Origin of the sequence: Azospirillum sp. TSH58, assembly GCF_003119115.1 — a bacterium.
Taxonomy (GTDB): Bacteria; Pseudomonadota; Alphaproteobacteria; order Azospirillales; family Azospirillaceae; genus Azospirillum.
The window spans coordinates 1246385-1270313 of sequence record NZ_CP022364.1 but is presented as its reverse complement, the minus strand read 5'-3'; the positions used below and the strand labels follow the sequence as shown (position 1 = coordinate 1270313).

General features: G+C 68.7%; 16 protein-coding genes, 1 pseudogene and 1 riboswitch. Of the genes and pseudogenes, 4 read left to right on the top strand and 13 right to left on the bottom strand.

The features are described 5' to 3' along the window. Positions 1-8: 8 nt before the first annotated feature. From odhB to mdh, 5 genes are all read right to left on the bottom strand, one after another. Positions 9-1259, bottom strand: coding sequence for a 2-oxoglutarate dehydrogenase complex dihydrolipoyllysine-residue succinyltransferase (odhB, locus tag TSH58p_RS09550; protein ID WP_109469209.1), 1251 nt, complete (start codon positions 1257-1259; stop codon positions 9-11). Between the two features lie 42 nt (positions 1260-1301). Continuing rightward, entirely contained in the window at positions 1302-4226 is a 2925-nt protein-coding gene (locus TSH58p_RS09545; protein WP_109469208.1) for a 2-oxoglutarate dehydrogenase E1 component, read from the bottom strand. 149 nt (positions 4227-4375) lie between these two features. Next, entirely contained in the window at positions 4376-5251 is an 876-nt protein-coding gene (sucD, locus tag TSH58p_RS09540; protein ID WP_109469207.1) for a succinate--CoA ligase subunit alpha, read from the bottom strand. A 1-nt stretch (position 5252) separates the two neighbouring features. Further along, entirely contained in the window at positions 5253-6449 is a 1197-nt protein-coding gene (gene sucC, locus TSH58p_RS09535) for an ADP-forming succinate--CoA ligase subunit beta (RefSeq protein ID WP_109469206.1), read from the bottom strand. Positions 6450-6698: 249 nt separating this feature from the next. After that, positions 6699-7667, bottom strand: a complete 969-nt coding sequence (gene mdh / locus TSH58p_RS09530) for a malate dehydrogenase (RefSeq protein ID WP_014241628.1) — start codon at positions 7665-7667, stop codon at positions 6699-6701. A 272-nt stretch (positions 7668-7939) separates the two neighbouring features. Between mdh and TSH58p_RS09525 the strand changes: the two genes are divergently transcribed. After that, positions 7940-8428 carry a hypothetical protein gene (locus TSH58p_RS09525; protein ID WP_146205957.1) on the top strand — a complete coding sequence of 163 codons (489 nt, stop codon included), beginning with the start codon at positions 7940-7942 and terminating at the stop codon, positions 8426-8428. A 30-nt stretch (positions 8429-8458) separates the two neighbouring features. Here the strand turns inward: TSH58p_RS09525 and TSH58p_RS09520 are convergent, their stop codons facing one another. Continuing rightward, a complete protein-coding gene (locus tag TSH58p_RS09520) occupies positions 8459-9592 on the bottom strand; it encodes a DUF2336 domain-containing protein (protein ID WP_247874265.1) in 1134 nt (377 codons plus the stop codon). A gap of 704 nt (positions 9593-10296) precedes the next feature. Beyond that, on the bottom strand, positions 10297-11865 hold the full coding sequence (locus tag TSH58p_RS09515) for a lysine--tRNA ligase (RefSeq protein WP_109072257.1): 1569 nt from the start codon (positions 11863-11865) through the stop codon (positions 10297-10299). A 145-nt stretch (positions 11866-12010) separates the two neighbouring features. On the opposite strand from TSH58p_RS09515, the gene TSH58p_RS09510 reads away from it, so the two are divergent. Then, entirely contained in the window at positions 12011-12334 is a 324-nt protein-coding gene (locus TSH58p_RS09510; protein ID WP_014241623.1) for a multidrug efflux SMR transporter, read from the top strand. A 4-nt stretch (positions 12335-12338) separates the two neighbouring features. Here the strand turns inward: TSH58p_RS09510 and TSH58p_RS09505 are convergent, their stop codons facing one another. Together TSH58p_RS09505 and mtgA are read right to left on the bottom strand one after the other, a co-directional pair. Next, the gene (locus TSH58p_RS09505) at positions 12339-13166 is read right to left on the bottom strand and encodes a hypothetical protein (protein ID WP_109072258.1); all 828 of its coding nucleotides are present in this window, start codon (positions 13164-13166) and stop codon (positions 12339-12341) included. A gap of 155 nt (positions 13167-13321) precedes the next feature. Beyond that, positions 13322-14008 (bottom strand): monofunctional biosynthetic peptidoglycan transglycosylase, encoded by a 687-nt coding sequence (gene mtgA / locus TSH58p_RS09500; RefSeq protein WP_109072259.1) that lies wholly within the window; start codon positions 14006-14008, stop codon positions 13322-13324. A 118-nt stretch (positions 14009-14126) separates the two neighbouring features. Here mtgA and TSH58p_RS09495 point away from each other — a divergent pair. Further along, a pseudogene (locus tag TSH58p_RS09495) lies at positions 14127-16894 on the top strand (ATP-dependent DNA helicase). 25 nt (positions 16895-16919) lie between these two features. Here TSH58p_RS09495 and TSH58p_RS09490 read toward each other — a convergent pair. Next, positions 16920-18599 carry a methyl-accepting chemotaxis protein gene (locus TSH58p_RS09490; RefSeq protein ID WP_109072261.1) on the bottom strand — a complete coding sequence of 560 codons (1680 nt, stop codon included), beginning with the start codon at positions 18597-18599 and terminating at the stop codon, positions 16920-16922. Between the two features lie 749 nt (positions 18600-19348). Between TSH58p_RS09490 and TSH58p_RS09485 the strand changes: the two genes are divergently transcribed. Further along, entirely contained in the window at positions 19349-19837 is a 489-nt protein-coding gene (locus TSH58p_RS09485) for a hypothetical protein (protein ID WP_247874267.1), read from the top strand. Between the two features lie 7 nt (positions 19838-19844). On the opposite strand, the gene metA is transcribed toward TSH58p_RS09485, so the two are convergent. From metA to TSH58p_RS09470, 3 genes are all read right to left on the bottom strand, one after another. Then, the gene (gene metA / locus TSH58p_RS09480; protein WP_109072263.1) at positions 19845-20768 is read right to left on the bottom strand and encodes a homoserine O-succinyltransferase; all 924 of its coding nucleotides are present in this window, start codon (positions 20766-20768) and stop codon (positions 19845-19847) included. Positions 20769-20817: 49 nt separating this feature from the next. Then, positions 20818-20922: riboswitch (SAM-I-IV-variant riboswitch) on the bottom strand. Positions 20923-21010: 88 nt separating this feature from the next. Then, positions 21011-22702 carry a methyl-accepting chemotaxis protein gene (locus TSH58p_RS09475; RefSeq protein ID WP_109072264.1) on the bottom strand — a complete coding sequence of 564 codons (1692 nt, stop codon included), beginning with the start codon at positions 22700-22702 and terminating at the stop codon, positions 21011-21013. 237 nt (positions 22703-22939) lie between these two features. After that, entirely contained in the window at positions 22940-23887 is a 948-nt protein-coding gene (locus TSH58p_RS09470; protein ID WP_109072265.1) for an AEC family transporter, read from the bottom strand. Between the last annotated feature and the right edge of the window lie 42 nt (positions 23888-23929).

The following is a 23929-nucleotide window of genomic DNA, read 5'->3' as shown; positions in this document are numbered from 1 at the left end:
TGTCGGGATCAGACGTCCAGCAGCAGGCGCCGCGGGTCCTCGATGTTCTCCTTGATGCGGACGAGGAAGGTCACCGCCTCCTTGCCGTCGATGATGCGGTGGTCGTAGGACAGGGCCAGATACATCATCGGGCGGATCTCGATCTTCCCGTTCACGACGACCGGACGCTCCTGGGTCTTGTGCATGCCCAGGATGGCCGACTGCGGCGGGTTGATGATCGGGGTGGACATCAGCGAGCCGTAGACGCCGCCGTTGGAGATGGTGAAGGTGCCGCCGGTCAGCTCGTCCATCGACAGCTTGCCGTCGCGGCCCTTCTTGCCCAGCTCGCCGATCTTGCCCTCGATCTGGGCGAAGCCGAGCTTGTCGGCGTCGCGGACGATCGGAACCACCAGACCCTGTGGCGTGCCGACGGCGACGCCGATGTCGTAGTAGTTCTTGTAGACGAGGTCGGTGCCGTCGATCTCGGCGTTGACGGCCGGGATCTCCTTCAGCGCCTGGATGGCGGCCTTCACGAAGAAGGACATGAAGCCGAGACGCACCTTGTGGCGCTTCTCGAAGAAGTCCTTGTACTCGTTGCGCAGCGCCATGACGTTGGTCATGTCCACCTCGTTGAAGGTGGTCAGCATGGCGGCGCTGTTCTGGGCCTCCTTCAGACGCTCGGCGATGCGCTGGCGCAGGCGGGTCATGCGGACCCGCTCCTCCTGCGCGGCGCGCGGACGGTCGCCCGCGGTGCCGGCGGTCCACTGGTACTTCTGCGGGGCGGCGGCCGGAGCGGCGGCGGGGGCCGCGGCCGGCTTGGCGGCGTGGTCGATCACGTCGCCCTTGGTGATGCGCCCGTCCTTGCCCGTGCCGGCGATCTGCGCGGCGTCGAGGCCCTTCTCGGCGACCAGCTTGCGGGCGGCCGGGCCGGCGTCGGCCAGGGCGGCGGCGCCCGCCGGGGCCGGAGCGGCGGCCGGGGCAGCCGCCGGAGCCGGGGCGGCGGCGGGAGCGGCGGCGGCGGCCGGGGCGGCGACGGCGGCGCCGGCCTCGCCCAGCACGCCCAGCAGGGCGCCGACGCCGACGTTGGCGCCGTCGGCGGCGACGATCTCCGCCAGCGTGCCGGCGGTCGGGGCGTTCACCTCAAGCGTGACCTTGTCGGTCTCCAGCTCGACCAGCGCCTCGTCGGCGGCGACCGCGTCGCCGACCTTTTTCAGCCAGCGGGCAACGGTCGCCTCGGAGACGGACTCGCCCAGGGTGGGGACCTTGATTTCGGTAGCCATAAGTTCCTCTCGTACTTTCTTGTTCTACGCCTGGGCGTCGAGTCAGCGGATGACGAGCGCGTCTTCCAGAAGCTTCGCCTGCTCCTGGTTGTGACGCTTGAGCAGGCCGGTGGCCGGCGACGCGGAGGCCGGACGGCCGGCGTAGCTGGGGCGCGAGGCCTTGTGCTCGATCGAGGTGAGGGCGCCTTCCAGACGGCGGTCGACGAAGGCCCAGTAGCCCTGGTTCTCCGGCTCCTCCTGGCACCACACCACCTCGGCGTTCGGGTAGCGGGCGAACTCCTCGGTCAGGGCGGAGCGGGGGAACGGGTAGAGCTGCTCCAGCCGGACGAGCGCCACGTCCTTGATGCCGCGCGCGGTGCGCTCCTGCAGAAGGTCGTAGTAGACCTTGCCGGTGCAGACGACGATGCGGCGGATCTCCTCGTTCGGCAGCAGGTCCGTCGCCGTCTCGCCGAGCACGCGGCGGAAGTTCGTGCCCTCGGCCAGCTCCGACAGGCTGGAGACGCACAGCTTGTGGCGCAGCAGCGACTTCGGCGTGAACAGCACCAGCGGCTTGCGGAAGGGCCGGCGCATCTGGCGGCGGAAGGCGTGGAACAGGTTCGCCGGGGTCGTCAGGTTGCAGATCTGCCAGTTGTCCTCGGCGGACATCTGGAGGAAGCGCTCCGGACGAGCCGAGGAGTGCTCCGGACCCTGGCCCTCGTAGCCGTGCGGCAGCAGCAGCACGAGGCCGGACATGCGCAGCCACTTCGACTCGCCCGACGAGAGGAACTGGTCGATGATGGTCTGGGCGGTGTTGGCGAAGTCGCCGAACTGCGCCTCCCACAGCGTGAGGCTGTGCGGCTCGGCCAGCGAATAGCCGTATTCGAAGCCGACGACGGCGGCCTCGGACAGCGGGCTGTCATGCACCTCGAACGGGCCCTGGTCGGGGCGCAGGTGGTTCAGCGGGATGTACTTGTTCTCGTTGTTCTGGTCGTACATCACCGCGTGGCGGTGCGAGAAGGTGCCGCGGCCGGAGTCCTGGCCGGACAGGCGGACGCCGTTGCCCTCGACCAGCAGCGTGCCGTAGGCGAGCGCTTCCGCCGTCGCCCAGTCGATGCCCTCGCCGGTCTCCAGCGACTTCTTCTTGGCCTCGAGCTGGCGGGCGATCTTCGAGTTGATCGCGAAGTCCTTCGGATACTCGCAGAGCTTGTTGCCGACCTCGCGCAGCACGTCGATCGCCACGCCGGTGTTGCCCTTGCGCTCGTCGTCGGTCTTCGCGGCCTCCAGGCCCGACCACTTGCCTTCCAGCCAGTCGGCCTTGTTCGGCTTGAAGGAGTTGGCGGCCTCGAACTCAGCCTCCAGCTTCTTCATGAAGTCCTGGATCATCTGATCGGACTCGGCCTGGGTGAGGACGTTCTCCTCGACGAGCTGCTTGCCGTACAGCTCCCGCGTGGTGCCGTGGGCGCGGATCTTCTTGTACATCAACGGCTGGGTGAAGCCCGGCTCGTCGCCCTCGTTGTGGCCGTGGCGGCGGTAGCAGACCATGTCGATCACCACGTCCCGCTTGAACTTCTGGCGGAACTCGGCGGCGATGCGGCTGATGTGGACGACGGACTCGGGGTCGTCGCCGTTGACGTGGAAGATCGGCGCCTGGACCATCTTCGCCATGTCCGAGCAGTAGACGCCGGACCGCGAATAGGTCGGGTTCGTGGTGAAGCCGATCTGGTTGTTGATGATGAAGTGCACGGTGCCGCCGGTGCGGTAGCCGCGCAGCTCCGACAGGCCCAGCGTCTCGGCCACGATGCCCTGGCCGGCGAAGGCGGCGTCGCCGTGGATCAGCACGCCCATGACCTGCTCGCGGTCCAGGTCGTTGCGCTGCGCCTGCTTGGCGCGCACCTTGCCGAGCACGACCGGGTTCACCCATTCCAGGTGGGACGGGTTGGCGGTCAGCGACAGGTGGACGATGTTGCCGTTGAAGTCGCGGTCCGACGAGGTGCCGAGATGGTACTTCACGTCGCCGGAGCCCTGCACGTCCTGCGGGCTGGACGGATTGCCCTGGAACTCCGAGAAGACGGCGGCGAAGGGCTTGCCCATGAAGTTGGTCAGCATGTTCAGCCGGCCGCGGTGGGCCATGCCGACGACGACCTCCTTCAAGCCGAGCTGGCCGCCGCGCTTCAGGACCTGCTCCAGCGCGGGGATCATCGACTCGCCGCCCTCAAGGCCGAAGCGCTTGGTGCCGGTGTATTTGAGCTGGAGGAACTTCTCGAAGCCCTCGGCAGCGATCAGCCGCTCGTAGATGGCGCGCTTGCCGTTCACCGTGAACTCGGTGTGGTTGCGCCCGCCCTCGATGCGCTCCTGGATCCAGGCCTTCTCTTCGGGGTCCTGGATGTGCATGAACTCGACGCCGATGTTCCCGCAGTAGGTCTTCTGCAGGATCTCCAGGATCTGGCGCAGCGACGCCGTCTCCAGGCCCAGCGAGTAGTTCAGGAAGATCGGGCGGTCCATGTCGCCCGGACCGAAGCCGTAGGTCGCCGGGTCGAGTTCCGGGTGCGGCTCGCGCTTCTCGAGACCCAGCGGGTCGAAATGCGCGTTCATGTGGCCGCGCACGCGGTAGACGCGGATGAGCATCAGCGCGCGGATGCTGTCGAGCGTCGCGGCGCGCAGCTGCTGGTGGCTGATGCCGCCATAGACCTGCTGGGCATGGGCGACGAGGCCGGCGTTGCCGTTGGCCGGGGCCGGGGCGCCGACGCTTTCCAGCGAGGCGGCGACGGGGTCGAGCGCGCCGTTGGCGAGCGTGCCCTCCTCCAGGCTCCAGGACGGGCCGTTCAGCTCGTTCAGGACGGCGCGGGAGTCGTCGTCCAGCTCCCTGAAGAAGCCGTTCCAGCTCGAATCCACCGAGGAGGGGTCCTTCAGGAAGCGCGCGTACAACTCCGCGACATATTCGGCGTTCGAGCCGAACAGGAACGAGGTCTTCTCCAGATTAGCGGACATATGTTTGCCTCGGGCGTTTGCCCGGTTCCCTCAGAGAGTTTTTTTGCTTGTCGCTGGGGTCCGGACGGCCCCCGGTTCTCCGGATGGAGACACGGGGGCCGCCGGTCCTTCGGCAGTGGGCGGGAATATGGGGTCCCGCCCCCGCTTTATCAGCCCTTGAAGACCTTGAGCATGGTGGAACCCAGGCTCGCGGGGCTGTCGGCGACGGCGATGCCGACGGACTTCATGAAGTCGATCTTGAAGTCGGCGGTGTCGTTGCCGCCGGAGATCACCGCGCCGGCATGGCCCATGCGGCGGCCCGGAGGCGCGGTGCGCCCGGCGATGAAGCCGACGACCGGCTTCTTGGTCCCGGAGTCGCGGATGAACTCCGCGCCCTTGACCTCGGCGTCGCCGCCGATCTCACCGATCATGATGATGCCCTCGGTCTCCGGGTCCTTCAGGAACAGCTCCAGGCTGTCCACGAAGTTGGTCCCGTTGACCGGGTCGCCGCCGATGCCGATGCAGGTCGTCTGGCCCAGCCCCGCCGCGGTGGTCTGCGCCACCGCCTCGTAGGTCAGCGTGCCCGACCGCGAGACGATGCCGATCTTGCCGCGCTTGTGGATGTGGCCGGGCATGATGCCGATCTTGCACTCGTCGGGCGTGATGATGCCCGGGCAGTTCGGCCCGATCAGCCGGGTCTTGGAGTTGCCCAGCGCCCGCTTGACGCGCACCATGTCGAGCACCGGGATGCCCTCGGTGATGCACACCACCAGCGGGATCTCGGCGTCGATCGCCTCCAGGATGGCGTCCGCCGCGAAGGGCGGCGGCACGTAGATCACCGACGCGTTGGCGCCGGTCTTCTCGACCGCGTCGGCCACCGTGTCGAAGACCGGCAGGTCGAGGTGCTTGGTGCCGCCCTTGCCCGGGGTGACGCCGCCGACCATCTTCGTGCCGTAGGCGATCGCCTGCTCGGAATGGAAGGTGCCCTGGGCTCCGGTGAAGCCCTGGCAGATCACCTTCGTGTTCTTATCGACGAGAACAGCCATCTTACGCGGCCTCCTTCACGGCCTTGACCACCTTTTCGGCGGCGTCGGCGAGGTTGTCGGCCGACAGGATCGGCAGACCGGACTCGGCAAGGATCTTCTTGCCCAGCTCGACGTTCGTGCCTTCCAGACGGACGACCAGCGGAACGTGCAGATGCACCTCGCGGGCGGCCGCGACCACGCCTTCGGCGATGACGTCGCAGCGCATGATGCCGCCGAAGATGTTGACCAGGATGCCTTCGACGTTCGGGTCGGAGAGGATCAGCTTGAAGGCCGCGGTGACGCGCTCCTTCGTGGCGCCGCCGCCGACATCGAGGAAGTTGGCCGGCTCGCCGCCGTACAGCTTGATGATGTCCATGGTCGCCATCGCCAGACCGGCGCCGTTGACCATGCAGCCGATGTTGCCGTCCAGCTTGACGTAGTTGAGGCTGTGCTTGGCGGCCTCGATCTCGGCCGGGTCTTCCTCGGCCTCGTCGCGCAGCTCCTCGACGTCCTTGTGGCGGAACAGGGCGTTGTCGTCGAAGCTCATCTTGGCGTCGAGCGCCAGGATGTCACCCGAGCCGGTGACGATCAGCGGGTTGATCTCGACGATCGCGCAGTCCAGGTCCACGAAGGCCTGGTAGGCGGCGACGATGAACTTGGCGGCGGCGGAGACCTGCTTGCCTTCGAGGCCGAGGGCGAAGGCGACCTTGCGGGTGTGGTAGCCCTGGATGCCGGTGGCCGGGTCGATGGCGACCTTGACGATCTTCTCCGGCGTGTTGTGGGCGACCTCCTCGATCTCCATGCCGCCTTCGGTGGACGCCATGATGGTGACGCGGCCGGTGGCGCGGTCGGTCAGCATGCCGAGGTAGAGCTCGCGCTTGATGTCGGCGCCTTCCTCGACGTAGAGGCGCTTGACCTCGCGGCCGTCCGGACCGGTCTGCTTGGTGACCAGAACGTGGTTCAGCATCTCGCCGGCGTTCTTGCCGACCTCCTCGATGGACTTGACGACGCGGACGCCGCCCTTGCCCTCGGGGTTGTCCTTGAAGCGGCCGGCGCCGCGGCCGCCCGCGTGGATCTGAGACTTGACGACCCACACCGGGCCGCCCAGCTCGCGGGCGACGGTCTCGGCTTCCTGCGGGGTGTAGGCGACGCCGCCGCGGGGCACCGCGACGCCGTACTTCTTCAGCAGGCCTTTGGCCTGATACTCATGGATGTTCATCGGGCGTCCATCTGTTTTTATGGTCGGCTGACAGAGTGTGGTCGGCTGACGATGGGCGAAGATCGGGCAGGCGTTTCCTGCTGGCGGACGCGCCAGGGCGCAAGTCTTCGGGGGGACGAGTCCTTCAGGAAGCCTTACGCCGGCTGGCGCGAACGACCGCGATCACTGTACCACCCGGAGCGGACGGTTCAACCGTCCACCCCGGGCGATGAGGCCGCAGGTCGCCGCGCAGGCAAAAAACAGGCCGCCTTAGGAGGCGGCCTTCTCAGCCTGCTGCTTCTTGACCACCTCGACGAGCTGCTTCACAGCGTCGACCGAGTGATCGAACATCTTCTTCTCTTCCGCGGAGAGATCGATCTCGATGATCTTCTCGACGCCGCCGGCGCCGATGATCGTCGGGACGCCGACGTAGAGGTCGTTCTGGCCGTACTGGCCGGTCAGGTAGGCGGCGACCGGAACGACGCGCTTCTGGTCCTTCAGGTAGGACTCGGCCATCTGGATGGCGGACGCGGCCGGGGCGTAGAAGGCCGAGCCGGTCTTCAGGAGCTTGACGATCTCCGCACCGCCGTCGCGGGTGCGCTGCACGATGGCGTCCAGCTTCTCCTGCGTGGTCCAGCCCATCTTGACCAGATCCGGCAGCGGGATGCCGGCGACGGTCGAGTAGCGGACGAGCGGGACCATGGTGTCGCCGTGGCCGCCCAGCACGAAGGCGGTGACGTCCTCGACCGACACCTTGAACTCGTCGGCCAGGAAGTAGCGGAAGCGGGCCGAGTCGAGCACGCCGGCCATGCCGACGACGCGCTCCGGCGGGAGGCCGGAGGCCTGCTGGAGCACCCACACCATCACGTCCAGCGGGTTCGTGATGACGATGACGAAGGCGTTCGGGGCGTACTTCTTGATGTTCTCGCCGACGGTCTGGCAGACGCCGGTGTTGATGCCGATCAGGTCGTCGCGGCTCATGCCCGGCTTGCGCGGCACGCCGGCGGTGACGATCACGACGTCGGCGCCTTCGATGACCGAGTAGTCGTTGCCGCCGCTGAGCTTGGCGTTGAAGCCTTCGACCGGCGAGGTCTCAGCCAGGTCGAGGGCCTTGCCCTCCGGCATGCCTTCGGCGATGTCGAACAGGACGACGTCGCCGAGTTCCTTCTGGGCAGCGAGCAGAGCCAGCGTGCCGCCAATCTGGCCGGCGCCGACGAGCGCAATCTTCTTGCGAGCCATGGAGCGTTTCCCTAAGCGTGAGCGTCCCCCATTCAGCGGAGGACAGAACCGATTGAGTGTAGCGTCCTAGGGGTCCAGCGCCCTGAGATTTCGAGGGCGGTTCCTAGCGCGATTCCGTCCCGAGGGCAAGCGTGACCGCAAGCACGGGAGACGGAACTGTGCAATCGATTACGGCGAATGGCCGGAACGGCAAACAGGAATTTGGCGTTCGGGGTGCGGCGCACTATTCTTTGGATAGGTTTTGAAGGCCGTTCGGGATGGGGGGAAGAACCATGATTCGCTTTGCACCGGCATTTTGCCTGACCGTGACGCTGGCGCTGGGAAGCGGCGGCGCAGCCTTGGGACAAACCGTCGCAGACTATGAGGCCGCTCTGGCCAAGGCGCCGCTGGCCAGCGCGCCGCTGGGCGAGGCCGCCGCCGCCGCGCCCTCGGACACCCCGTCGGCCACCGACGTGCTCTATTGCCGGCCCGTGTCGAACTATGTGTACACCTCCGTTCCGCCGGGGGAGCGCAGCGGCATCGTGGTGCCCTTCGTGGCCTTCGACGGGCCGAGCGACCCGGCGACCCTGCGCAAGCGCGACCTGTGCGAGACGGTGCGCCGGATGGCGGTGATCCAGTTCGATTCCGGGTCCGGCGAGGAGATCGTCACCCCGCCGCAGCTGATCGACACCGACCCGTCGCGACCCCTCTACCAGAACGATCCGACGCTGGCCCCCGACACGCGGCGCGCGCCGGCCCGCCAGCCGCTGGAAATCCAGTAGGGGAAATTTCGGGGACAGGGCTCCGCGGCGTCAGGAACGGACGCCGTAGAGCGCGAGGTGGCGGGCCATGTCCGCCGCAGGCAACGGGTAGTCGGTGCCCTGGCGGGCGTTCAGCACGGCGCGCGGCGGGATGCCGGCGGCGCGGATCTGCACCCGCATGGCGCAGCGCATCGAATAGCCCGCCCGCCAGACCAGGGCGGTGACCGCGCGGGGATCGCCGGAACGCAGGATGTCGTCCACGATCCCCGGATGGACGGCGGCGCGCAGGGCCAGGGCGGCGCGGACGAAGTCCATCTCCTCCCAGGACAGGGCGTCGCCCAGCGCCGTCTCGTCAAGGGCGCCCTGGCGGTGCAGGCGGACGGCGCGGCGTCCCGGCGACTCGCCCGGGTCACGCCCTTCGACCCAGGCGACGCGGCGCCGTGTGACGGCGGCGACCTCCGCCGCGGTGACCGCGTCGAGATCGGTGCGCCGCCGCAACAGATCGGCCACCGAGTCGTCGACGAACTCCGTCAGCCGCAGGGCCAACCGCTGCGGCAGGGCCGGCCGGCCGGCCAGCTTGGCCTGCCAGTCCGGATGGCCGCCGGACCGCTCCACCAGATCCTCCAGCCGGTCGTCCGGGATGACCGCGCCGTCGTTGTCCAGCAGGACGCCGGTGGCCTCGGCGTCGCCCGTGTCCACGATGGCGCAGGACAGCGGCGCGCTGACCGCCGGCCGGCGCGCGATGGCCGCCAGCGCCCAGCCCGCGGGGTGGGCGGCGATGATCTCCAGCAGGTCCTCGTCGGTCAGGGTGGCGCAACAGTGCAGGATCGGCTCCGCCACCGAGCGCTCGACGTCGCGGGCCAGCGTGCGCGCCACGGTGGGCGGGGCGCAGGCGACGTCCTTCAACGCCCCGGCCAGCGCCGTCCGCACATGGGCGGCGTGATCGCGGGCCAGCCGCTCCAGCGTGCGCAGGGCGGTGGCGGTGGCCTTGTCCTGGCGATCCGGGGGGAGATCGGGAAGCAATCGGCACAGTTTGCGCGCCAGCAGCGCGCGCACCCCGGCGTCGCCCATGCCGGCCCTCCGCGATTCGACCAGCGCCGCGCCGACGCGGCGGCGGGCCGGTTCCGGCGCAGGAGGAGCGGGGGGAGAATCGTCGAACAGATAGCCGAGGAGTTCCGGGTCCACGCCATCCTCCGCAGAGGGGTCCGGCCGCGGCGCCGAGCGGGCCGCGCCGGGACGGTCGTCCCCTTGATCGGAATGGAGGGCCTGACGTGGCTGCATCCGGATATCCAACGACGGGCCGGTTAACGGGCCGCTAATGAAGCCGAACTTGTCATCGGCGCCCACCGTGCGCAACCGTACCCTGCGCCGGCAGTCATGCTGTCGGCCGGCGATGTCAAAGCGTCGGCATGCCAAGGTTGAAAAGAAAAAGGGCCGCAACCCCGATGGGGCGCGGCCTTGAAGAGTTTAGGGAGGAAACGCACTGCAAAAGCAGTAACGGGGCGGATCATAGGCTCTGACCTTGGCAGATGGTAATACCAAGTTGGTATTGGTGCGGTGCGGTGTGTGCATGGCGACGCGGGAATAAAATGTTGTTTGCCCAGCCGGTGGGCAGGATTTCGACCGTTTGCACACATTCGAGCCGCACAGGCGGATGATGGAAATGCAAACGATCAGAGCGGGAATATTGTTTGCAATGGGAACGATGGCGGGTGAAGTCTCATCGAACGCTGGGCGACACTCATCCGGCCATGCCCTCGGGCACCGCCTCCCTTGGGAGCGGTTTGTGCGTTTGGCGAATTGTTTGCGGGGGCGCCGGTCCGCTGGGGAAACCCTCCCCCGCGGCGGACCGGCGGCGCGGGGGAGGGGAAAAGGCCGATGGCCGGCGTTCAGGCGGCCAGCTTCTCGCGGATCAGCGCCTTGGTCTCGTCCAGCCCGTAAAGCTGGATGAAGGAGCCCATGCGCGGGCCGGTGGTCTGGCCGAGCAGCACCTCGTAGAGCGCCTGGAACCACGCGCGCAGCTCGGTGAAGCCATGCTCCTTGCCGACCGCGAAGACCTCGTTCTGGATGACGTCGCCCGCCGCGTCGGCGGGGATGCCGTCCAGCCGCGTCAGCAGATCCTCCAGCGCGGCGCGCTCGGCGTCGGTGGGGGCGCGGAAGCGCTTCGTCGGCTTCACCTGATCCTGGTAGTAGCGGACGGCGTAGCCGACCAGCTTGTCCAGGAAGGGGCTGTTCTCCGGCGTCGCCTCGGGCGCGTAGCGGCTGATGAAGCCCCACATCACGTCCTTGGTCTCGGCGTTCGCCGCCCCGGCGAGGTTGAGCAGCAGGTTGAAGGACACGTCCGAGCGCACCGCCGGCGCCGTGCCGTTGTGGATGTGCCAGGCCGGGTTCTCCAGCGCCTTGGCGGGCTCCTCCACCGGCAGCTTGGCGACGAAGGCGAGATACTCGTCCACCGCCCGCGGGATCACGTCGAAATACAGGCGCTTGGCCGACTTCGGCTTCTGGAACATGTAGAGCGCGAGGCTCTCCGGCGGGGCGTAGGCCAGCCACTCCTCCATGGTCAGGCCGTTGCCCTTGGACTTGGAGATCTTCTGCCCCTTGTCGTCCAGGAACAGCTCGTAATTGAAGCCCTGCGGCGGGGTGCCGCCGAGGATGTTGACGATCTTCCCGGCCAGTTCGGCCGACGGAATCAGGTCCTTGCCGTACATTTCGTAATCGACGCCCAGCGCGTACCAGCGCATGCCCCAGTCGGGCTTCCACTGGAGCTTGACGTGACCGCCGGTGACGGGGACCTCGACCTTCTTGCCGTCCTCGTCCTGGAAGACGATGGTGCCGGCGTCCACGTCGCGCTCCAGCACCGGGACCTGCAGCACGCGCCCCGTGGAGGGGGAGACGGGCAGGAACGGGCTGTAGGTCTGCTGGCGCTCCTCGCCCAGCGTCGGCAGCATGACGGCCATGATCTCGTCATAGCGCCGCAGCACGCCGAGCAGCGCCTCGTCGAAGCGGCCCGACTTGTACCAGTCGGTGGAGGACTGGAACTCGTACTCGAAGCCGAAGCTGTCGAGGAAGGCGCGCAGCCGCGCGTTGTTGTGCGCGCCGAAGCTGTCGTGCGTGCCGAACGGGTCGGGCACCTGGGTCAGCGGCTTGCCGAGGTTGGCGGCCACCAGCTCCTTGTTCGGGATGTTGTCCGGGACCTTGCGCAGCCCGTCCATGTCGTCGGAGAAGCAGAACAGCTTCGTCGGGATGTCGCTCATCCGCTGGAAGGCCTGACGGACCATGGTGGTGCGCGCCACCTCGCCGAAGGTGCCGATGTGCGGCAGGCCCGACGGACCGTAGCCGGTCTCGAACAGGACGTAGCCTTTGGCCGGCGGCTCCTTCGCGAAGCGCGCGACCAGTTTGCGCGCCTCCTCGAACGGCCACGCCTTCGCCTGCAACGCCAATTCCCGCTCGCCGGTCATGGTAGAGCCCCTTCAAAACTCGACGGAAGTGTAGAAAGAAAGGCAGCGACCCTAGGGCGCTCCGCGCCGTCCGTCAACGGGCGCCGCTTGTCCGTTTCGCGGATCGGGCGCATGTCTGGATGTGGATCACCCGCCGAGGACCCGCATGAGCTGGCTGTTTCTGTCCGTCGCCATCGCCTTCGAGATCGTGGGCACCGTCGCCATGAAGATGTCCGACGGCATGACCCGCCTGTGGCCCAGCCTGGCGGTGGTGGCCTGCTATCTGGTGGCCTTCGCGATGCTGGCCCAGGCGCTGCGCGAGATCGAGGTCGGCGTCGCCTACGCCATCTGGTCCGCGGTGGGCACCGCGGCCATCGCGGCGATCGGGGTGTGGGTGTTCGGCGAGTCGCTGAATTTCCTGAAGCTGGCGGGGATCCTGCTGATCGTGGCGGGGGTGGTCAGCCTCCGGATGTCGGGGGGCGGGGCGTAGATCCTCATGCCCGGATGTCGAGCGACGGGCTGGTGCCGGCCGCCACCGCCGGGACGCCGTCGCGGAACAAGGGCATGTCCTTCAGGTCCTTGACATAGCCGCCGGTGGCCACGGCCTCGGGCGACTTGTCCTTGAGGCGGTCCATGGCACCCTTGATCATGGCGACCAGCGGATTCTCGCTGTCGAGATCGTCCGGTTCCCGGCCGCTGCTCCGCATCGACTGTTCGTACCCGAACTGGGTGGCGGCGCGTTGGACCGCCCAGTTGGCCGAGGCCTTCTCCTCGTCGCTGACGCCCTCCAGGAAGGCGACGCCGGCCCGGAAGCGGGCGGCGTGATCGTTGCCCGTCGGGTCCGCGGCCATCATGGCCTGCCCCTGCTGCTGCGACATGATCGATTGGGCGGTGTTCTGCTCGTCCTTGGAAAAGCTGCCGTCGCTGTTGCTGGCGATGGCGAAAAGGGCGCGGCGGTCGAGCCCGCCATAGACGGTGTCCCAGCTTTCCTGGGTGGCGTGCATGTAGTCCATCGGCTTGCCGTTCGCGGCCAGCTCCGCGTATTTGGCGTCGATGGCCGCCCGCGCGTCCTTGGCGACGGTCGCGAAATCCTTTTTGCCCGCCGTCTGGGTCGCCAGGGACGCCTGGGCCGTCTCCGACAGCGTGACGACGGCCGCCGCATCGATGGCCGCCGCATCGCGCGTGCCGGCGGAGGAGCCGCCGGCCGTGTCTTTTGGCCCCGTATCTTTGGTCCCCGCCGCCGCCTTGGAGGCGGACGGTGTCGTCGCGACCAAGGTGGCCGGCTGCCGAGCCGCACCCACCGATGGCTCCATGACGTTCATCAGGCGGCCCTCCCATTGCCGAGATTTGCCAATGACGGAGCGTGTCGGCGCGCCGGACCACCCCGAGCCCATGCAAGGGCAATCGGGACAGTTTACCACCGGCTGTATTGATGGTCGATCAGCAAGTTCCCAGGTTGAGCGATGGCGGTCGGGGCCTAACGCGCGCAGTCGGCCAGTCCGTCCCGCTCCACCACCGCCATGCGTCGCTCGATGACGCCCGCCCGCCGCGCCACATAGGCGCCGGGCGGGTTCGGCGACCAGTTGCGGGGGTTGGGCAGGACGACGGCCAGCAGGGCGGCCTCGCGGCGGGTCAGGGCCGACGCCGGCTTCTTGAAATGGTGGCGGGCGGCGGCCTCGGCGCCGTAGACGCCGTCATCCCACTCCACGATGTTCAGATAGACCTCCAGGATGCGGCTCTTGGGCCACAGCGTCTCGATCAGCAGGGTGAACCACGCCTCCGCGCCCTTGCGGGTCCAGCTCCGGTCCGGCCAGAGGAAGGCGTTCTTGGCGGTCTGCTGGCTGATCGTGCTGCCGCCGCGCAGGCGCCGGCCCTCCTCGTTGTCCTCGAAGGCGCCTTCGATGGCCGCCCAGTCGAAGCCGCCATGGCCGCAGAACAGCGTGTCCTCCGACGCGATGACCGCGCGGGCGAGGTGGGGAGAAATTTGCGACTTGGGCACCCAGTCGTGCTCCAGCCCGGACCCTCCGGCGGCGCGGATCAGCATCAGGGGCGTGGCCGGCACCGGCACCACGCGGTAGAGCGCCGCCCAGCCGACGCTGAAGGCCACCAGGGCGACGGCTAGAGCCATCAGGAGTCTCAGCAGACGCCGGACCGGAAACCGCATGCGCTCGACCTCTCCTCTGCGACGCTCAAGGACGGGGGAGCACTTTCGAGGGGGCGGGCCGATCGGTCAACACGGGTTTGCTCGCATTGCGGCGGCGGGGGCCTTTATACTGCGCGCCATGGATCTGACCTCGGCGCCCTCCCTCCCGTCCTTCAGCCTTGATGACGCGCCGGCATTGGTGGCCGGCGCGCGGCGCGTGGTCCTGCTGACCGGCGACGGCGAGGTCGAGGAGGTGCCGCCCGCCGCGGCGGCCAAGCGGGCGCGCCGCCAGCCGCCGTTGGTCTGCCACGCGCGGGCGATGGCGCGGCGGCTGGGGACGGAGCCCTTCGCCGCCTTCGACCTGCTGGAGCTGTTCGCCTTCGTCCTGCCCGCCCGCTTCTGCGTGCCGACCCCGCGCGGTCTGGCCGAGGCGCTGGACCTGCCGATCCCCGACGGGCTGGAGGACGACGCGCTGGCCCTGCACCGGGCGGTGCGCAAGCTGCTGGGGTTGCTGGGCACGCCGGGGCGGGAGGAGGCGTCCGACCCCGTGGCCTTCGCCTGGGAGATGGGGCGCGCCGGCTGGCTGTGGGCGCCCGCCGTGCTGGCGGCCCTGGGCAAGCCGGAGGGGCCGGAGAAGGGCGCCGCCCGCGCCGGCCTGCGCGTCTGGACCCGCATCAAGGAGTGGCAGGACGGCCCGCCCGAACCGCCGCCCGCCCACCACCCGGTGGAGCCGGACGAGGCGCGCCGCCGCCTGTCGGTGATGCTGGCGGCCAGCGTGCCCGGCAAGGTGGCCGAGCCGCGCCCGCAGCAGGCCGACTACGCCAGCGCGGTGTCCGCCGCCTTCGCCCCGCGCCCCGCCCCCGACACGCCGAACGTCGTTCTGGCGGAGGCCGGAACGGGCGTCGGCAAGACGCTGGGCTATCTGGCGCCGGCCACGGTGTGGGCGGAGAAGAACGGCGGCACGGTGTGGATCTCCACCTACACCCGCAACCTCCAGCACCAGATCGACGCGGAGCTGGACCGCCTCTACCCCGAGCCGGCGACCAAGGCGCGCAAGGTCGTGCTGCGCAAGGGCCGGGAAAACTACCTGTGCCTGCTGAATCTGGAGGAGGCCGTCCGCGGCATGCCGATGCAGCCGCACCACGCCATCGGTGTCGGGCTGATGGCGCGCTGGGCCGCGGCGACGCGTGACGGCGACCTGACCGGCGGCGATTTTCCCGGCTGGCTGGTGGACATCGCCGGGCGCGGGCGGACGCTCGGCCTCGCCGACCGGCGGGGCGAGTGCATCTATTCCGCCTGCGACCACTACGCCCGCTGCTACATCGAGAAGAGCGTGCGCCGCGCCCGCAAGGCCGACGTGGTCATCGCCAACCACGCGCTGGTCATGGTGCAGGCCGCCCTGGGCGGCGGCGAGGAGCCGACGCTGCCCACCCGCTACGTCTTCGACGAGGGGCACCACGTCTTCGACGCGGCGGACAGCGCCTTCGCCGGGCATCTGACCGGGCGCGAGACGCAGGAGCTGCGGCGCTGGCTGCTGGGCGCCGAGGAGACGGGGCGCAGCCGCGCCCGCGGGCTGAAGCGCCGCATCGAGGATCTGGTGGCCAGCGACGAGAAGGCGCAGGAGCTGATGGACGCGGTGATGCTGGGCGCCCGCGTCCTGCCGGCGGAGGGCTGGGCGGCGCGGCTGTCCGCCGACAACCCGCAGGGGCCGACCGAAGCCTTCCTGCTCGCCGCGCGCCGTCAGGTCTATTCGCGAACGGCGGGGCAAGGCGGCCCCTACAGCCTGGAGGCCGACAAGGCCTACCCGGTGGACGGGCTGCTGGATGCGGCGGTGGCGCTGGAGGCGGCGCTGGTCCGGCTGTCGGAACCGCTGGCCGGGCTGGCCAAGCGGCTGGCGGCACGGCTGGAGGACGAGACGGCGGAGCTGGACAGCGACCAGCGGCGGCGCATCGACGCCATGGCGCGCAGCCTGACCCGGCGCGGCGTGCTGACGGTCGAGGCGTGGCGGGCCATGCTGAAGACGCTGCCGGTGGAGACGCCGGCGCAGTTCGTGGACTGGTTCGCGGTGGAGCGGATCGACGGGCGCGACGTCGACGTCGGGCTCTACCGCCACTGGATCGACCCGACGGTTCCCTTCGCGGAGGCGCTGGCCGGGCCGGCGCATGGCATGGTGGTGACCTCCGCCACGCTGACCGACGGCACCGGCGACACCGCCATGGACTGGCAGGCGGCGGAGGACCGCTGCGGCGCCAGCCACCTGCCGAAGCCGGCGCTGCGCGCCCAGGTGCCCTCGCCCTTCGACTATCCCAACCGCACGCGGGTGATGGTGGTCACCGACGTGCGCAAGGACGATCTGGGGCAGGTGGCGTCGGCCTACCGCACGCTGTTCCAGGCGGCGGGGGGTGGGGGCCTGGGGCTGTTCACCGCGATCAGCCGGCTGCGCGCCGTCTACGACCGCATCGTGGAGCCGCTGGACGCCACCGGCGTCCCGCTCTACGCCCAGCATGTCGACCCGCTGGACGTGGCGACCCTGATCGACATCTTCCGGGGGAGGAGCACGCCTGCCTGCTCGGCACCGACGCGGTGCGCGACGGGGTGGACGTGCCGGGCCGCTCGCTGCGGCTGATCGTGTTCGACCGGGTGCCCTGGCCGCGTCCGGACATCCTGCACCGCGCCCGGCGCGACGCCTTCGGGCGGCGGCGCTACGAGGACATGATCGCGCGGTTGCGGTTGAAGCAGGCCTTCGGCCGGCTGGTGCGGCGGGCCGACGACACCGGGGTGTTCGTCCTGCTCGACCCGATGATGCCGAGCCGCCTGTTCGGCGCCTTCCCCGAGGGGGTGGAGGTCCGCCGCGTCGGCATCAAGGAGGCAGTGGAGGCGACGGCGGAGTTCCTGCGGGGCTGGTGAGACCCCGCAGGAGGCGGACAGCGCCTCAGGCGGCGCGGATCGCCGCCAGGAAGCTCTCCACGTCGCGGCGCAGATTCTCCGCCTGCGACGCCAGACCGCCGGCGGCGCCCAGCACCTGGTGGGCGGCGGCCCCGGTGGTGCCGGCGGCCTCGGTCACCTGGGCGATGTTGCTGGAGACCTCGCGCGTGCCGATCGCGGCCTGCTGGACGTTGCGGGAGATCTCGTTGGTCGCGGCGGCCTGCTCCTCGATCGCGGCGGCGATGGAGGTGGAGATCTCGTTGATCGCCGCGATGGTGCGGCCGATCCCCTCGATGGCACCGACCGAGCCGGCGGTGGCCTCCTGGATCGCGGTGATCTGGGCGGCGATCTCGTCCGTCGCGCGGGCGGTCTGGTTGGCGAGCTGCTTCACCTCCGACGCCACCACGGCGAAGCCCTTGCCGGCCTCGCCGGCGCGGGCGGCCTCGATGGTGGCGTTCAGCGCCAGCAGGTTCGTCTGGCCGGCGATGTTGGTGATGAGCTGGACCACGGCGCCGATGCGGTGCGCGGCGTCGGCCAGCCCGCGCACGGAGTCGGTGGTGCGCCCGGCCTCCTGCACCGCCTGGCCGGCGATGCCGGTGGAGCGGGTGACCTGCGAGCCGATCTCCCCGATGGAGCTGGACATCTCCTCCGCGGCGCTGGCGACCGTCTGCACGTTGGCGCTGGTCTGCTCCGCGGCGGCGGCGGCGTTGGCCGCCTGGTCGTTGGTCTGGCGGGCGGTGACCGCCATGCTCTGGGCGGTGGTGTCCAGCTCGGTCGCGGCGGCGGCGACGTTGCGCAGCGCGTCGGCGACCTGCTCCTCGAAGGAGGCGATCAGCCGCTCGACCGCCTCGGTCCGCCGCAGCTTGGCGGCCTGCTCGGCGGCCTGTTCGGCGGCCAGCCGGTCGGCCTCGATCAGCCCGTCCTTGAACACCTGGACCGCCGTGGCCATGGCGCCGATCTCGTCGCCCCGGTTGGCGAAGGGGATCGCCGTCGTCTTGTCGCCGCCGGCCAGCCGGCGCATCGCCTCGGTCATCGCGCCGATCGGCGAGGAGACGCCGCGGATCATCATCAGCGCGCCGCCCAGGCAGACGGCGATGCCGATGACCAGCGCGACGATCAGCGTCGAGCTGGACTGGGCGTAGACGGCGTCGGCGTCGTCGTTCGCCTTGGCGGCCCCCCGGTTGTTGTGGTCGATCATGGCGTCGAGCGCCTGCCCGACCTCCTGGAAGCCCTTGTCCGCCGCGTCGCGGAACAGGGCGGTGGCGGCGGTGTTCTCGTTGCGGCGCGACAGGGCGACGATCTGGCGGTGAAGAGTGAGATACTGCCCCCACTGCTGTTCGAACCGGGTGAACAGAGCGCGCCCTTCGACGCTGCTCAGCGTCGCCTCATAGACCCGGCGGGCGGTGGTGATGCCGGATTCCAGATCGTCCATCTTCTTCTCCGCCGCGGCCATGTCCGGCTCGCTGGTGGCGAGGATGTGCGTGCTCTGCAGGATGCGGAAGCTCGACACGGTGTCGTTCATCGTGTTGACCTGCACGACCCGCGGCATCCAGAAGGTGGCGATCTCCGTCGAGCTGTCGTTGACCACCGACAGCCGATTGATTCCGAGAACGCTGATTCCAGCAAAAAGCAGGGATAGAAACGCAAAGACGGTGAAGGTTTTTGTTCTGACGCTGATGTCGTTCATGGTGTTTTTTTCTCTTTTCGGCGGTGTTTTGTGGTCGGTTTCCTCGCGTTTTCACCAAAGAGGCGTTCGCCATTTTTGTTGTTTTTGGTTGGTTTTTAAAATTTCGTGATGAGTGCGTTGCGTCGAAATCGTTCGTTGTGTGTCGGTGACGGGATGTCTCAAACGGTTCCGCACGCCCGGCTGCACGGGCGCGCGGATGGGCAATGCAAAACCCCACATGTTCTGCGATAAGTTGAATGATTGATCGCCGGCCAAGGAGTGACCATGCGGAGAGGTTCGCGGGACGCCTCCGAAGACGTTGATCGGGAAGAAACTGGCGTCGCACAGTCATCACGGCCGCCCTGCTCCCGCAGGCGGTGAAGGAGACTTCGCTATTCTATCGACGCAGAACCAGCGCGGCCCATGGACGCGCATGGTTTCTGGCGTCATGGGCAGGAGTCGGGTGGCCCCGCGGAGCCCGGACCGAAGGCGGAATGAATGGAGCGCACACCGAGGATGCCCATGTCTTATCCATGTGTAAAAGTGCTGCGCACCGCGTATCCCAGCGTTTCTTACACGATAATACGTATCGTCGCAACATGAGAAAGCGTGCAACCGACGATTGGCCTCGTCGCGCGTGGGGTGCCGTGGAAAGCAAATTCACCCTTGGGACAACGGATATTTCCCCACGGTCGGGAGAGGCCGGCATGGCTCAGCTTGGGGATCGGCTCAAGGCCGTGCGCGAATTTCTCGGTGAGACACAAAAAACCATGTCTCGCCGGTTCCATCTCGGGGAGAACACCTGGCAGTCGTACGAGTTGAACGGCAAGCTTCCGAAGGGGGAGACCCTGGCGGAGCTTGCCGCCCTTGGCATCGACATGAATTGGCTGCTGACCGGACGGGGCAGCATGCGGGCAGCGGGCGGCCGACCGGAGTCCGGCGACGGCGCGCTTCCGCCCGCGCCGCGGGAATCCGGCGTTCCCCGGCCGGTGCTCGACCTCGCGCTGCTGAGCGAGGCGATCGCCCTTGTCGAGCAGGGGCTGGCCGACCGGGGCCGGCGCCTGTCGCCCCGCGCCAAGGGCAATCTCGTGGCGGCCCTGTACGGTTTGGCGATGGAGGGGGAGGACGGTGACGGGGGTGGTTCCCGCCCGCCGCGCGTCAGCCCGGCCGCCGCGGCGCATCTGCTCTGGCTCGCCTTGCAGATGGACGACGCGGTGCGGCCGGCGGGGGAGGGTGACGGGGCGGATCGGCTGCCCTGATGGCGGCCTATCCCGCCGTTCCGATGCGGGCGAGATCGAAGGGCGTCGTCTGGTAGATCCGGTTGATCCAGTTCGCGAACAGCAGATGGGCGTGGCTCCGCCACCGGTTCTCGGGCGGGAGGCTGGGGTCGTCATCGGGGAAATAGCCCTGGGGAACCGGCGTGGCCGCGTCCTTGGCGACGTCCCGGACATACTCGTTGCGCAGCGTGTCGGTGTCGTATTCGATGTGGTTGAACATGTGCAGCGACCGGTGGGCGGCGTCCTCCAGCAGGCAGGGGCCGGTTTCCGGGGAGTCCAGGAGCACCCGCAGGCCGCTTTCGGGGGGAATGTCCTCCTCCCGCACCTCGGTCCAGCGCGAGACCGGGATGGGCACGCCGTCGGACAGGCCGCACAGATAGGGCGATGCGGGGGCGCGGTTGCGGTGCCGGTACACGCCGGACGCCTTGCGCGGCAGAAGATGCTTCGGCACGCCGTGGAAATGATGAACGGCGGCCTGCGCCGCCCAGCAGATGTTCAGGCAGGAATGGACGTGGCTCTGCGTCCAGTCGAAGACCGAACACAGCTCGTCCCAGTAGGACACCTCCTCGAAGGGCATCGTCTCGACCGGCGCGCCGGTGATGATGAAGCCGTCGAAGGTCTCGCGGCGCACGTCCTCCCACGACCGGTAGAAGGCGCTCATGTGGTCCGCCGCGGTGTTGCGCGGCACATGGTTGGTGATCCGGATCAGCGACAGCTCGACCTGAAGCGGCGTGCTGCCGAGAAGGCGCGCGATCTGCGTCTCGGTCCGGATCTTGTCGGGCATCAGGTTGAGCAGGCCGAAGCGCAGGGGCCGGATGTCCTGCCGGATGGCGTCGGCCTCCTGCATGACCATGACGCCCTCGGCCTGCAGGGCGGTGAAGGCGGGAAGATCGTTGGGTATCTTGATGGGCATGACTCGTCCGGCTCCGCTGTCGGTGCATCGGTCGGAACAGACGTCATGGCGAACCCCGTTTGTTTGCCGGTCCGGCCACATCCCCCTTCGGGACGCCACCTTGCTCGGGAAAGCAGGTTGGCGTTGAGCGTCCGCTCAACTCTTGATGCGCGGTGCACATTATACGGGCAGCGGCGGCTTGGCAACAGCGGCGGGACCGCCGGCGGGCGGTCCCGGTCGCATGATGTCCAGGCCGCGCCGCCTCAGGCCGCCTTGATGGCGACGAGGAAGTTCTCGACCTCGCTCTTCAGGCGCATCGCCCCCTGGTTCAGGTCGCCGGAGGCCGACATCACCTGGGTCGCGGCGCTGCCGGTCTCGGTCGCGGCCTGCGACACGCGGCCGATGTTGCTGGTCACTTCCTGGGTGCTCTGCGCCGCCTGCTGGACGTTGCGGCTGATCTCCTGGGTCGCCGCACCCTGCTCCTCGATGGCGGCGGCGATGGAGGAGGAGATGTCGTTGATCGAGGAGATGGTCGCCCCGATGCCGCGGATGGCGCCGACCGCACCGCCGGTGGCCGCCTGGATGGCGCCGATCTGCTGGGCGATCTCCTCGGTCGCCTTGGAGGTCTGGTTGGCGAGGCTCTTGACCTCGCTCGCCACGACGGCGAAGCCCTTGCCGGCCTCGCCGGCGCGGGCCGCCTCGATGGTGGCGTTCAGCGCCAGCAGGTTGGTCTGGGCGGCGATGTTCTGGATCAGGTCCACCACGTCGCCGATGCGCTGGGCCGCTTCCGACAGCCCCTGCACGGTGGCGTTGGTGCGGTCGGCCTCGTCCACCGCCTTGCCGGCGATGCCGGCCGACTGCGAGACCTGCTGGGAGATCTCGGTGATGGAGGCGGCCATCTCCTCCGACGCGGCGGCGACGGTCTGCACGTTGGCGGAGGTCAGCTCGGCCGCCGCCGCCGCGCTGCCGGCCTCGGCCCGGGTGTGCTCGGCGATGTCGGTCATGCTGCGGGCGGTGGTGTCGAGCTGCGACGCCGCGGCGCCCACGGTCTGCAGGACGCTGTGCACCGCGCTGTCGAAGTTGCGGATCAGCGAATCGATCCGTTCGGTGCGGCGGCGCTTGTTCTCCTCCTCGGCGGCCTGGGCGGCGGTCAGGCGCTCCGCCTCGATCAGCCCGTCCTTGAAGACCTGCACCGCGCGGGCCATGGCGCCGATCTCGTCCTGGCGGGCGCCGCCCTCCACCGCGACGCCGAGGTCGCGCTTGGCCAGACGGTCCATGATGGAGGTCAGGGCGACGATGGGCCGGGCGACCGACTTCGTCATGGCGATGCCGGCGAACAGGCAGAGGACCGCCACGAAGGCGATGGCCCCCAGAATCCAGCGCTGCGCCCCGACATAGGTGGCCCGCCCCGAGTCCGCCGCCTTCGCCGCATTCTGGACGTTGGAGGCGGTCAGCTCGTTGATGAGCGCGGAGCACTCATCGAACGCCCTGCGTGATTCCTCCCGATAGATACCCGTGGCCTTCTCGTTCTCGTTGGCCCGGGAAGGGGGAAGCAGCTTGCCCTGGCTGATTTTCAGATAGCTGTCCCAGACAGCCTCCCAGCGCTTGAAGGTCTGGGTTTCCCAGCCGGAGGCGAGCAGCGGCTCATACTTCCGCCTGGCCTCCGCCAAGCGGTTCAGAACCGTGGTCATCTCCTTTTCCACCTCGGCCATTTCCGCGGGGTAAAGGGCGAGGATGTGGGAGGCCTCCAGGATGCGGTAGTCGTTCGCCGCACCGTCGATCTCCCCGATGGCGGTGACGCTGGGCAGCCAGTTGGAGCGAATTTCCTCAGCGGCGTGGTTGACGGTGCTCAGCCGGTCAACGGCGAACAGTCCCAAGGCGACCGACATCAGCAGGACACAGACGGTGGCGGCGACCACCTTGGTCCGGATGGTCATGGAACTCAGCATGGACATGGCACGTGTCTCTTCCCCGGAAGCGAAATCATGGCGATCGATTGTATTGAGTCTGAACGAAAGGATTTGGCAGACCAGACGCCCATGCGCCGGGCGTTGGACTTACCGGGATCAAATGATGGAACAACAAATATTAAGAAAGACGCAAGGGCGGCGAAGGGCGGTCCGCCTTGCGCTTTCCCGGGTGGACTCTTTCTTTTAATAAAGATGAACGGCCGGAAGGCCGCCGGCCAAGGGTCAGAGAGACGGCGCGTAGGTGGCCAGCAGGAAGGACAGGGTGACCACGCTGGCGATGGTGGACATCAGGATCGCGGCGGAGGTGCGCTCCACATAGATGCGGTACTGGCTGGCCACCACGAAGGTCAGGGCGCCGGTGGGCAGGCCGGCGAGGATGATGGCCGACCCGGCCCAGAAGGGGTCCAGCGGGAACAGGGTCTGGATGAGGAGCCAGGCCAGCGCCGGCTGCACTACCAGTTTCAGGGCGCTGATCCAGCCGACCTCCAGCAGGTTGGCCTTCAGGCTCTGGGTCGCCAGGAACAGGCCGATGGCGAACAGGGCGCAGGGACCGGCGGAGGCGCCCATCAGATCGCAGTAGATGGCGATCGGGCGCGGCACCGGCATGCCGGACAGGAAGACCGACCAGGCGAGCCCGAGGGCCGTGGAGATGATCAGCGGGTTCTTGACCAGCGCCCGGCCGACGTCGCGCAGCGCCTTGCCGATCCCGCCGCCCTGGCTGTTGGCGAATTCCAGCCAGATCACCGCGATGCCGACCATGATCGCGCTCATGATGACGGTGGCGAGGATGGCCGGGGCCAGACGGTCCGGGCCGAAGGCCGCCAGGAACAGCGGGATGCCCATGTAGCCGGTGTTGGAAAAGCAGGCGTTCAGCCCCTGCATGCACTGGATCTGCGTCCGCTCCCGGTGGATCAGCCAGCCGAGCAGCGCGCCCAGCGCGTAGACCGCCAGCATCGAGCCGAGGAAGGCGCCGATGAAGGGGCCGTTGAAGATCTCCGCCACCGAGCGCTTCGCGGTGCCGAGGAACAGCACCGGCGGCAGGGCCATCCAATAGACGAACTTGTTCAGCGCCTCCGACGAGGCGGGACCGAGCAGCTTCGCCTTACCGGAGAGGACGCCCGCCAGGATGATGGCGAAGACCGGGAGCGCCACGTTGATGACCACCGACATGGGGCCCGACCTTAAGGGGCAGCCCGTCTCCTGTCGAGGGAC